The sequence below is a fragment of the Sulfitobacter mediterraneus genome (genome assembly GCF_016801775.1).
GTDB classification, from domain to species: Bacteria; Pseudomonadota; Alphaproteobacteria; order Rhodobacterales; family Rhodobacteraceae; genus Sulfitobacter; species Sulfitobacter mediterraneus_A.
The window spans coordinates 761989-773854 of sequence record NZ_CP069004.1 but is presented as its reverse complement, the minus strand read 5'-3'; the positions used below and the strand labels follow the sequence as shown (position 1 = coordinate 773854).

The 11866-nt window shown below is 59.3% G+C and carries 9 protein-coding genes; 5 read left to right on the top strand and 4 right to left on the bottom strand.

What is annotated here, in order from left to right; translation table 11 throughout:
• Positions 1-3: 3 nt before the first annotated feature.
• Together aroB and JNX03_RS03725 are read right to left on the bottom strand one after the other, a co-directional pair.
• A complete protein-coding gene (gene aroB, locus JNX03_RS03730; RefSeq protein ID WP_203211103.1) occupies positions 4-1119 on the bottom strand; it encodes a 3-dehydroquinate synthase in 1116 nt (371 codons plus the stop codon).
• Positions 1112-1708: a shikimate kinase gene (locus JNX03_RS03725; protein WP_203211102.1), complete on the bottom strand. Its 597-nt coding sequence runs from the start codon at positions 1706-1708 to the stop codon at positions 1112-1114. Before JNX03_RS03725 ends, aroB begins: the two co-directional genes overlap by 8 nt.
• 78 nt (positions 1709-1786) lie before the next feature.
• On the opposite strand from JNX03_RS03725, the gene JNX03_RS03720 reads away from it, so the two are divergent.
• Genes JNX03_RS03720 through JNX03_RS03710 form a run of 3 tightly spaced genes read left to right on the top strand, consistent with a single transcriptional unit; the run spans position 1787 to position 4475 of the window.
• On the top strand, positions 1787-1936 hold the full coding sequence (locus JNX03_RS03720; RefSeq protein ID WP_203211101.1) for a hypothetical protein: 150 nt from the start codon (positions 1787-1789) through the stop codon (positions 1934-1936).
• 4 nt (positions 1937-1940) lie between these two features.
• Entirely contained in the window at positions 1941-3497 is a 1557-nt protein-coding gene (locus tag JNX03_RS03715; protein ID WP_231024133.1) for a hypothetical protein, read from the top strand.
• A 3-nt stretch (positions 3498-3500) separates the two neighbouring features.
• Entirely contained in the window at positions 3501-4475 is a 975-nt protein-coding gene (locus JNX03_RS03710; RefSeq protein WP_203211100.1) for a site-specific tyrosine recombinase XerD, read from the top strand.
• Here JNX03_RS03710 and JNX03_RS03705 read toward each other — a convergent pair.
• Positions 4412-5230, bottom strand: coding sequence for a metallophosphoesterase family protein (locus tag JNX03_RS03705; protein ID WP_203211099.1), 819 nt, complete (start codon positions 5228-5230; stop codon positions 4412-4414). The genes JNX03_RS03710 and JNX03_RS03705 overlap by 64 nt on opposite strands.
• A gap of 88 nt (positions 5231-5318) precedes the next feature.
• Here JNX03_RS03705 and JNX03_RS03700 point away from each other — a divergent pair, with 88 nt between their 5' ends.
• Positions 5319-6626: an HlyC/CorC family transporter gene (locus JNX03_RS03700; RefSeq protein WP_203211098.1), complete on the top strand. Its 1308-nt coding sequence runs from the start codon at positions 5319-5321 to the stop codon at positions 6624-6626.
• An 89-nt stretch (positions 6627-6715) separates the two neighbouring features.
• Here the strand turns inward: JNX03_RS03700 and JNX03_RS03695 are convergent, their stop codons facing one another.
• Positions 6716-9139 carry a GcvT family protein gene (locus JNX03_RS03695; RefSeq protein WP_203211097.1) on the bottom strand — a complete coding sequence of 808 codons (2424 nt, stop codon included), beginning with the start codon at positions 9137-9139 and terminating at the stop codon, positions 6716-6718.
• A 278-nt stretch (positions 9140-9417) separates the two neighbouring features.
• Between JNX03_RS03695 and JNX03_RS03690 the strand changes: the two genes are divergently transcribed.
• Positions 9418-11835: a GcvT family protein gene (locus JNX03_RS03690; protein WP_203211096.1), complete on the top strand. Its 2418-nt coding sequence runs from the start codon at positions 9418-9420 to the stop codon at positions 11833-11835.
• The last annotated feature ends 31 nt before the right edge of the window (positions 11836-11866 follow it).

Sequence of the window (11866 nt, the reverse complement as noted above, 5' to 3'; positions counted from 1 at the left end):
AGCTTAGCGCCGCGCTGCCAAAGCGTCAGACAAGGTTTCTGATACAACATGTAAAGGCACGTCAGAGGTGACAAAAGCCGTACCGATGCTGTGGGCGAGGATAAAGTTCAGCTGGCCTTTGACCACCTTTTTGTCCTGACCCATCAGATCTATCAACCCTTGCGCATCCGGCAATTCACCCTCGATGTCAGACAAATCTGTTTTCATTCCCATCGCCTTGAGATGGGCGCGCACGCGGCTGGGGTCTTCTTGAGCGCAAAGGCCAATGCGGGCCGACAGCTCAAACGCCAAAGCGCAGCCAATAGACACGCCTTCGCCATGCAATAACCGATCCGAATACCCCGTTGCCGCTTCCAAAGCGTGACCAAAGGTGTGGCCCAGGTTCAACAAGGCCCGGTCGCCCTGTTCGGTCTCATCGCGGATCACAATGTCAGCCTTCATCTGAACGGACCTGCGCACCGCCTCCACGCGAGCGGTCATATCACCTGCGGCCAATGCTGGCCCTTGCACTTCCAACCAGTCAAAAAAATCAGCGGCACCCAAGAGCCCGTATTTGACCACCTCGCCATAACCGGCGAGAAAGTCCCGCGCGTTCATCGTCCCCAGAACCGCGGTATCGGCCAGCACCAGGGACGGTTGATGAAACGCGCCGATCAGGTTCTTGCCCTGCGGTGCGTTGATGCCGGTTTTGCCGCCGACGGAGCTGTCGACTTGCGCCAGCAGCGAGGTAGGGATTTGGACAAACCGCACGCCGCGCCGCAGGATCGCGGCGGCAAAGCCAACCAAATCGCCGATAACGCCGCCACCAAACGCGATCACGATGTCGCCGCGTTCCACTTTCTGGTCGAGAAGCCATTCGACGGTTTGCGTCAAATAGGGCCAGGATTTGGTCGCCTCTCCCGGTGGCAGCTCCAGCACCTCCATATCAATGTCTGCCGCACTCAAACCATTGCGCAAGGTTTCAAGGTGCAGCGCCGCAACGTTGCGGTCAGTGACAACACAAACCTTCTTGCGGCCGCCAAGGGGCGCAATCCGCGTGCCGGCTTCTTGCAGCAAACCGGGCCCGATATGCACATCATAGGCACGTCCGGGCAGGTCAACATGAACGGTTTCAAGCATCTGTTTTCTCCAGCACATCTGGCCGCGTCAGCAAGACATCAATCACCCGCTCCGCCATTTGCTCTATGGTGAGGTTCGGCATGCAAGCCACTGACAAATCGGCCTTTTGATAGATCGGAACCCGCGCGTTAAACAGCGAAGTGAGCGTGGCTCTGGGATCGGCCGTGCGGAGCAAGGGCCGCGTGTCCTTGTGCCGTACCCTGTTCCAAAGCAACTCGATGTCCGCATTCAACCAAACCGAAACGCCCCGCGCCGAAATGTTGGACCGGTTCTGCTCGGCCAGGAACGCGCCGCCACCCGTGGAGAGGATGCCGCGTTCACTGTCGAGCAAGCGGGAAATCACTTCGGCCTCGCGTTTGCGGAAAAACGCCTCGCCGTCACGTTCAAATATTTCGGGTACGGTCAGATTGGCCGCGCGTTCGATCTCTGCGTCGCTGTCCAGAAAAGGCACATCCAGTTTGGACGCCAGGGCCCGCCCCACCGCCGTCTTGCCCGCACCCATCATACCCACCATCACAGCGGTCTTTTTCAGGTGGTAACGCGGGGCTGACGCGTGGTCATCGGCCATGGTTTGCTCAATTTTGCTCATTTTCATCTGAATGACGTGATCTTGGCCAAAAGGCCATATATAGATTGAGGAACAAAGCAAAAAACAAACGGGCAAATCATGGGCAAATTGATCAAACTGCTGATATATCTCCTGATCATCGGGTGTATTGGGTTGATCGGCTATGCCTATATCGGGCCGTTTTTTGGTGCTGATTTCAACCCCGCGCAGGTCGAAACCCATGTTCCGGTCACATTGATCGCGGAATGATCTGATGCCGCTTCGCAGCCATTTTTTAATCTTGCGCCTCACCGCAGCAGCCGTTGGTGTTTTGGCCGCCCTGCCCTTGGCGTCACAAGAGACGGTGCCCGCCGCGCCGCTTTCAGTCATTGACTGGCTTGGCACACAATCGGCCACTGTTCCCGGATCACAGCCACGCAGCCTGATCATCGACGAGGTTCCAGTGGCCAAAACCGGCAGCGTGCCGGAGGTGTCGGTTGTCCCGCTTGGCGATGGGGCACCCCGCGAAATTGGTCTGGTGCCGTCCGCAATCACCGGACTGCCGCCTGGCCTTTGGGCGGGCAGTGACGCGACCCGATTGAAAACATTGATCGAAACATTGCCTGACTTGCGCCTGCCGGCGGCGCAATCGCTGCTTTTCACCGTCCTCTTGGCAGAGGCGCAAGCCCCCAAGGGCGGCAGCGCAGCGGGGGATGCCTTGGCGCTTTTGCGGGTTGAAAAACTTCTGAAAGAGGGCGCCCTGGATCCGGCGCTTTCCTTGATCGAACAGGCCAATGTGACAACCAGTGCGGCGCATTTTGATCTGTGGATGCAGATCAGCTTGCTCAGCGGCACAGAAGATCGCGCGTGCAACATGCTGTCGCGGTCGGCGCATTTGACCCGAGACTATGGCACCCGCATTTTCTGCGCAGCACGAGAACAGAAATGGGACAATGCATCGCTGACCTTTGGGTCGGCGCAGGCCTTGGGATTGATGAGCGCCGAGAAGCTGGAACTTGCTGACAGGTTTTTGCATCCCGATGCTTTTGAAGAGGCGGCCGCCCTGCCCGCGCCGCGCCAGATGGATCCGCTGAGCTTCCGGCTTTTCGAAGCGATCGGGGAGCCGCAACCAACGCGAAACCTGCCCCGCGCCTTTGCCGTTGCTGATCTGCGTGATCTGGCCGGATGGAAGGCCCAGTTGGAAGCGGCGGAGCGGCTGACCCGCGCAGGCGCATTGCCGGACAACCGTCTGCTGGGCCTCTATACGGATCGCTCCCCCGCTGCGTCGGGCGGCATTTGGGATCGCGTGGCGGCCCTGCAGCGGTTCGAAACAGCCCTGTCCACTGGCAGTGCCGAAGCGGTCGCCAAAACCCTTCCTGCGGTCTGGTCGGCCATGGGCAGCGCCGGATTGGAAGTGACATTTGCAAGCCTGTTTCACGAAAAACTGGCGGAATTTGATCTGGATGGGACGGCAGCCGGTATCGCAAAGAAAATCATGTTGCTGTCGCCCAAGTATGAAAGCGCCGCCGCGCCGGATGGCGGTTTTGTTGATCTGATCGCCAAGGGCGAAGTGCCAGACCGGCGGCCCGATGCGCCGCTTGCAGGTGCCATTTATGATGCCTTTTCAGAGGCCACCCCCCGCTCCGACCTGATTGCGAACGTGGCACAGGATCGGTTGGGGGAAAGCATTCTTGTACTGCTGGGCCTGCTGCAACAGGGCGCAAACGGCGATGCCGCAGCTTTGCGCGATGCGCTGGCAACACTGCGGGCGCTTGGCCTTGAAGACACGGCACGCCGTTCGGCCTTGCAAGTGCTGTTGCTGGAGCCCTGATGCATGCAAACCGCCACGTTTCATTGGATTTCATCTTTTCTTGAGGCACAGGCCGCTGAACTGGGCGCCGCGACCAACACGCAACTGGCCTATGGCCGTGATCTGAAGGATTTTGATCTGTTTCTGGCCCGCCGCAGCCGCGATTTTCAGGATGCGGCCCGTGCGGATGTGGAGGATTATCTGGTGCATTGCGACGCGCAGGGGTTGGCCAAATCCACCCGTGCACGCCGCTTGTCCGCGATCAAACAACTTTACCGCTTTGCCTTTGAAGAAGGGCTGCGCAGTGACAACCCCGCGATCCAGATCGCCGGTCCGGGCCAGGACAAACGCCTGCCCAAGATCCTGAGCGAGACCGAAGTGGATGCCCTCTTGGACGCCGCCCGCAATTCCGGGCGCAGCAAATCCGACCAGATCCGCAACACCTGCCTGATGGAACTGCTTTATGCCACCGGCATGCGGGTAAGCGAGCTGGTCAGCCTGCCTGTGAGCGCCACGCGCGGTGATCCGCGGCTGCTGCTGATCATGGGCAAAGGAGGCAAGGAACGTATGGTTCCGTTGTCACCTCCGTCGCGTGAGGCGTTGTCCGAATGGCTGATCGAGCGTGACGCACAGGATGCAGCGGCTGAAAAATTGCGCAAGCCCGTGTCGCGATTCTTGTTCCCTTCGCGCGGTGCATCGGGCCATCTGACGCGGCATCGGTTCTATCTGTTGATCAAGGAATTTGCCGTTGCGGGCGGCGTCGATCCATCCAAGGTCACGCCCCATACCCTGCGCCACGCCTTTGCCACGCATCTGTTGGCCCATGGCGCCGATCTGCGGGCAATCCAGACGATGCTTGGCCATGCCGATGTGGCCACAACCGAGATTTACACCCATGTTTTGCAAGAACGGTTGTCAGAGCTGGTGCTGGATCATCACCCCCTGGCCGATGCACCAAAGCGTAAACCGGCAGGCAAGACATCCTCGGACGGCCAATAACCGGTGCGCAGTGCGGTCTTGTAGTCCTCTGGCAGCCCTGCGGCTGTCATATCGGCCTGTGCAGCTTCCACATCATAGCTGAGCCGGTGAAACTGCACCTCGCCGCCATCGAGCAGGGCAAACCGCGTTTGTTGCCGCCCGTCATGGGGCGGCATGCCGATCACACCGGCGTTGATCCACCGGCCCCTTGGCGTGGTCTTCAGAAACGGCAGCCCGCAATGGCCCGCGATGATGTGATCCACCGGCCCGATCCGGCGTTCCAATGCGTCCCATTCCTCTGCGAAAACACTCTCTGGCGAGGTCTCCCAGATAAAGCGTGCCACATCCTGAACACCGCCGTGAATCACCCCGTAACGGCTGCCTTGATGGTGAAAGCTGATCACATCTGGCCGCGCCGCCATCCACATTTTGTCCCCATCGCTCAGCGCTTGGGCGGCAAATCCGTACCACCGGGCGCTCAACACGTCACAGACGGTGCCATCGTCAAAGCCGCAACCGCAATCTGCCGCGTCGCTGCCCAACTGGATCTCGCAGTTGCCCGCCACCACGGCACATCTCATCGCCCGGATCATCGCTGTGGTCCGCTGCGGCGCGCCGCAATAGGCCACAACGTCACCGGTACAGATCATCTGATGCGGGGCAATCCTGCGATCTTGAGACGCAGCAAAGAGCGCGCCCAAGGCCTGTGCATTTGAATAGGGGCCGCCAAACAACAGGACCGGATCATCCAAAACACCCAAATCAACATGCCGCATTACGTCTGTCCTTCCTGCACACCCTTGAATGACATGCCCATGATGCCCATAACCACTGCTACAATGAAACAAACGGATAACAACACCCATGGAACCCAGCGCACCTATTCTTGATGGCGCTTTTTGGATCAGCAGCAGCATCATCTTGTTTCTGCTTGTCCTCTCCGGCTTCTTCTCCGGCTCCGAGACGGCCCTGACCGCGGCCTCGCGGGGGAAATTGCGTGCGCAGGCTGACAAGGGCTCGCGCGGGGCAACGCGGGCGCTCAAGATCACCGAAGACAACGAACGTCTGATCGGCTCGGTCCTGCTGGGCAACAACCTTGTGAACATCCTTGCCGCCTCTCTTGCCACGGCGATGTTCACCCGGCTTTTTGGCGAATCCGGTGTGGCGCTGGCGACGCTGGTGATGACCCTTTTGGTGCTGATCTTTGCGGAGGTGCTGCCAAAAACCTATGCAATTACCAATGCCGAACGCGCCGCCGCGCTGGTCTCGCGCCCGATCGCGCTGGTGGTGCTGGTCTTTGCCCCGGTGGTCAGCGCCGTACGCCTGTTTGTCCGTGCCGTTCTCCGGATTTTTGGCGTGACCATTGATCCCGACAGCAACATCCTCGCGGTGCGCGAAGAAATCGCTGGCGCATTGCAGCTGGGCCATTCCGAAGGGGTGGTGGAAAAAGAGGACCGCGACCGGATTTTGGGCGCCCTTGATCTGCGTGAACGGGTGGTGGAGGAAATCATGCTGCACCGTTCCGGCATTGAGATGATCGATGCCCAGGCAGAGCCCTCTGATATTCTTGAACAATGTCTGCAGTCCAACCACACCCGCCTGCCGGTCTATCGCGATGACCCTGAAAACATCATCGGCGTGGTGCATGCCAAAGATCTGCTGAGGGCGATGTACAAGCTGATCGGTGGCCCCGATGGCGAAGCGGCGGAACTGAAGAACTTCAACGTGGTCAGCGTGGCCATGAAACCCTATTTCGTGCCCGAGACCTCGACCCTTGATGAACAGATGCGCCAGTTCCTGCGCCGCCGCACCCATTTTGCGCTGGTGGTGGATGAATACGGGTCGCTGCAAGGTCTGATCACGCTGGAAGACATCCTTGAGGAAATCGTGGGCGAGATTACCGATGAATTTGACCCCGATGCCGATCATCACGTGACCCCGGCGGAGGACGGTCATCATTACGTCGATGGCGCGATGACGATCCGCGATCTGAACCGCGCTACCGATTGGTCCCTGCCCGATGATGAGGCCAACACCGTTGCCGGTCTGGTGATCCACGAGGCGCAGATGATCCCGACCCCCGGTCAGGTTTTCAGCTTCCATGGCTTCCGGTTCGAAGTGATGGCCAAGGACGGCAACCGCATCGCGCAGTTGAAGATCCGCCCTCTCTAGCGGAAACCCTGCCCTTTTTGGCCCAAAATACTCTGCGGGGGTCCGGGGGTGCAAAACCCCCGGCGCTTTCATCCAGACACTGCGCCCCGTCAGGCGCGCAGCTTTTCTCCCTTGGGATCAAACGGCGGTTCGGCCAGGATCACCGCCTTGTGCGGCTGGCCCAGAACCATCACTTCGACCTCATCCCCCGGCCCTGCGTCTTTGACAAAACCCAAGGCCAGTGATTGGCCAACGGTATAGCCATAGGCGCCCGAGGTGACGCGCCCGATGCCTTTGCCATCCTTGAAAATCGGCTCGCCCCCTGTGGCATCCGCGTTAGAAGCCGTTGTCGCATCGGTATCCAAGGCGAGAATGACCAGATGTTCGCGCGGGGATTTGGCCAAGGTCTCCGCCACGGCCGCCTTGTTCAGGAACACCTTGTCCATCTTGCAAAGCCGGTCCAGCCCGACCTCTTGCGGCCAGTATTCGGGTGAATATTCGCGGCTCCAGGACCCGTAGCCTTTCTCGACCCGCAGCGACATCAATGCGCGGCTGCCCACGGGCCCTGCGCCAAAATCTGCGCCCGCTTCGATCAGTGCTGCAAAAAGCTGTGCCTGATCCTCAACGGCGCAATGCAGCTCCCAGCCGAGATCGCCGGTGAAGGACACCCGCAAGGCCAGAACGCGAATGCCGGCCAATTCGATCCATTTGGACCGCATAAACGGGGAATCTGCGGTGGCAAGCGAGGTATTGGTCAACCGCCCCAGCAATTCGCGTGATTTTGGACCCGCGACATTGAAACCGCAAACCGCCTCGGTCTTGCTTTCGAACGTGGTGCCTTCGGGAAGCGGCACCTCTTTGAAGAACCGCGCGTGATAGCGTTCGGCCATGCCAGACCCGATGATCCAGAATTCCTCTTCTGCGATGCGGGTCACTGTGAAATCTCCAGCGATGCCACCGCGCACGCCAATCAACGGCGTCAGGCAGGACCGGCCCACCGCCCGTGGCATGTTGTTGGCAAAGACGGCATTCAGCCAGTCCTCCGCCCCCGGTCCCTTGCAGACGTATTTGGCAAAGTTGGAGATGTCGATGATCCCGGCCTTGTCCCGCAGCATCTTGCATTCGCGGCCAACCTGATCCCACCAACCCTGACGGGTGAAGCCTTCGGTCTCGTCCTCCGCACCAACGGGGAATCCGTAATACAGCGGATGTTCCCAGCCATAGTTGAGGCCAAAGACCGCCCCCATTTCGCGCTGCGTGTCATAAGCGGGGCGTTTGCGCATCGGGCGTCCGGCGCTGCGTTCCTCATTCGGGAAGTGAATTTTGAAGCGGTTGGCGTATTGGTCGCCCACCCGCGCCTTGGTAAAGGCCGCATCGGCCCAATCGCCAAACCGCGCCACATCCCATGCGAACATGTCATAGCGGCTTTCGCCGGTGACAATCCAATCGGCGGCCAGCAAACCCATGCCGCCCGATTGGGAAAAGCCGGGAATGATGCCGTTGCAGCAGAAGTAATTCGACAATTCCGGCACCGGACCAAACAGCACATTGCTGTCCGGCGACCAGATCATCGGCCCGTTGATCACCCGTTTGATGCCCGCCTCGCCCACAGCAGGCACACGGTCGATCGCCCGCATCATGTTGTCCTCGATCCGTTCCAGATCGTCGGCAAACAATTCATGACCAAAGCCTTGCGGCGTGCCATCCTCGGCCCAGAACCGCATGTCTTTTTCGTAAGCCCCGACCAGCAGCCCCTTGCCCTCCTGGCGCAGATAATATTCGCCATCGCGGTCCGCGACAGAAGGCAAGCGCCGGTCGAGCGCGTCAATCTCGGCAATGGTTTCGGTGACGAAATATTGGTGCTCTGTGGGTTGCAGCGGCAGTTTGATCCCCGCCAACGCCGCAACCTCGCGCCCCCAAAGGCCAGCGGCATTCACCACCCATTGGGTTTTGATATCGCCCTTTTCCGTGCGCACGATCCATGTGCCGTCAGGCTGTTGCTCCGTCCCGGTGACAGGGCAAAAGCGGATGATCTCGGCACCGTTTTGCCGTGCACCCACCGCATAGGCGTTTGTCACGCCTGACGGGTCCACGTTGCCGCCCGAGGGTTCAAACATGATGCAGCGGATGCCGTCGTAATTGACCAGCGGATGCAGCGCCTCGGCTTCGGCGCGGCTGACCTCGTGAAAGTTCAACCCGTAGTACTTGGCCTTGGCCGCTTGCAATCGCAACTGATGCTCGCGGGCTTCGGTCTGGGCCAGATACAGCGATCCGGGCTGGAACACACCGCAGCTTTGACCGGTTTCGGCTTCAAGCGCATTGTACAGGTCCATCGTATAGTTCTGGATACGGGTGATGTTGTTGTTGTCATGCAATCCGTGAATATTGGCCGCCGCGTGCCAGGTGGATCCTGAGGTCAATTCGTCCCGCTCCAGCAGGACAACATCTGTCCACCCCAATTTGGTCAGGTGGTACAGAATAGAACAGCCGATAACGCCGCCTCCGATAACGACAGCTTGGGCCTGGGTGCGCATGATTTTGCTTTCCAATTGGTTTCACTGCCTCAGAACTTGACCCTTGCACATTCACTCAGATTGCCGGAACCCGACATGGCCTGTCGCCAAATGGAAAGTTTCCGGCATTGTTTGGGGGTCTTTGGTCTGCAGGCCGGGTAACCGACAGCAGTCGATCCCGGCAACAACACATATCAACGCCTCAATTCATGCGGCAAAATCGACATGTTTTGTCGGGAACCCACATGAATCGGTCGGTCGCCCTGTGCAACCTCCGACCAAATTGAATGGAGAATTATATGAAGACCTCAACCCGTGTCGTAATTATTGGTGGCGGCGTCGTCGGCGCATCGGTTTTGTATCACCTGACAAAACTCGGCTGGTCCGATGTGATGCTGCTGGAGCGTTCCGAGCTGACCTCGGGTTCGACCTGGCATGCCGCGGGCGGCTTTCACACCTTGAACGGCGATACCAATATGGCTGCGCTGCAAGGCTATACGATTCGCCTTTACAAGGAGCTGGAAGAGCTTACCGGCATGTCCTGCGGGTTGCACCATGTGGGCGGCGTGACACTGGCCGACAATCAGGACCGGTTTGACATGCTTTTGGCGGAGCGGGCCAAACACCGCTTCATGGGCCTGGAGACAGAGATTGTCACACCCGAAGAGATCAAGAAAATCGCACCTGTGACCTCTGTCGAGGGGATTATTGGCGGGCTTTACGATCCCCTTGACGGGCACCTCGACCCCTCCGGCACCACCCACGCCTATGCCAAGGCAGCCCGGATGGGCGGCGCGACGATTGAGACACATTGCATGGTCCAAGAGACCAACCAGCGCCCCGATGGCACCTGGGATGTGGTCACTGACAAAGGCACCATTCATGCCGAACATGTGGTCAACGCCGGTGGCCTTTGGGCGCGTGAGGTTGGCGCGATGGCCGGGGTCTATTTCCCGCTGCATCCGATGGAGCACCAATACCTTGTCACAGAAGAAGTGCCTCTGATCGCCGAAATGATGGCCGACGGCAAAGAGCATCCGCATGTGATGGACCCGGCTGGCGAAAGCTATCTGCGGCAAGAGGGCAAAGGTCTGTGTATCGGATTTTATGAGCAAACCTGCCGCCCATGGGCCGTTGATGGCACCTCCTGGAGCTTTGGTCAGGATCTGTTGCCAGACGATTTCGACAAGATCGAAGACAGCATCGCCTTTGCCTACAAACGCTTCCCCGATCTGGAGAAAGCGGGCGTCAAGAACGTTATTCACGGGCCGTTCACCTTTGCTCCGGATGGCAACCCGCTGGTGGGTCCGGTGCCGGGCATGCGCAACTATTGGTCTGCTTGCGGCGTTATGGCCGGGTTCAGCCAAGGCGGCGGCGTTGGCCTGATGCTGGCGCAATGGATGGTCGAAGGCGAGCCGGAGCGCGACGTTATGGCGATGGACGTGGCGCGTTTTGGCGATTGGATCACGCCGGGCTACACCCTTCCCAAGGTCATCGAGAACTATCAAAAACGCTTTTCTGTTGCCTATCCAAACGAAGAGCTGCCCGCCGCGCGTCCACACCGGACCACGCCGATGTATGACATCTTTACGGAAATGGGCGCAGTCTGGGGCCAACAGTTTGGCCTTGAAGTGCCAAACTACTTCGCCCAAGGCGACGAGCCAACCTATGAAACCCCCAGCTTCCGCCGCTCGGACGCCTTTGACGCAACCGCCCGTGAAGTGGCTGGCGTGCGCAACGCAGTGGGCATCAACGAGGTGCAGAACTTTGGTAAGTTCCTGATCAAAGGACCAAAGGCGCGTGCATGGCTGGACCGGATCATGGCGGGCCGCGTTCCGCAAAAGGGCCGTTTGTCCCTGACGCCAATGCTGTCAGAAAAGGGCAAGTTGTTTGGTGATTTCACCATTTCCTGTCTGGCAGAAGACCTGTTCCAGCTTACGGCCTCCTATGGCTCGCAGGCCTATCACCATCGCTGGTTCCTGAGCCATCTTGAGGATGGCGTTGAGGTCGAAAAGATCTCTGATCGCCGCAACGGCTTCCAGATTGCTGGCCCCAAGGCCCGCGATGTGCTGCAGGCCTGCACGCGCACTGATGTCTCGACCATGAAGTTCCTCGATGTGTGGGAAATGACCATTGGTCAGGTCGCCTGTATCGTGCAGCGGGTCAGCTACACAGGTGATCTGGGCTTTGAGATCTACTGTGATCCGATGGACCAACGTGCGTTGTGGAACGCGCTTTGGGGCGCGGGTCAGGATCACGGCATGGTGCCCTTTGGTATGCGTGCGATGATGTCCCTGCGTCTGGACAAGTTCTTTGGCTCGTGGTTGTCGGAGTTCTCGCCCGATTACACTGCTGCCGAAACCGGGCTGGACCGCTTTATCAGCTTCAAAAAGAACACCGATTTCATTGGCCGCGCAGCCGCCGAAGCAGAACGGGCCACGCCCCCTGCCCGCAAGTTGATGGCCTTTGAGGTCGATGCGGATGACGCGGATGTGCATGGCTATGAGCCGATCTGGCTGGACGGCGCTGTGGTTGGGTTCTGCACCTCGGGCGGCTATTCGCACCATGCGCAGAAATCCATCGCCATGGGCTTTGTGCCAACAGAACGCGCGGAGGAAGGCCTGGCAGTCGAGATCGAAATTCTGGGCAAGATGCGTCCGGCCAAGTTGATCACAACACCGCTGTTTGATCCCGAAGGGGCGCGGATGCGCGGCTGACAACCCTGTTGTCCGGGCCTAGACTGCCCGG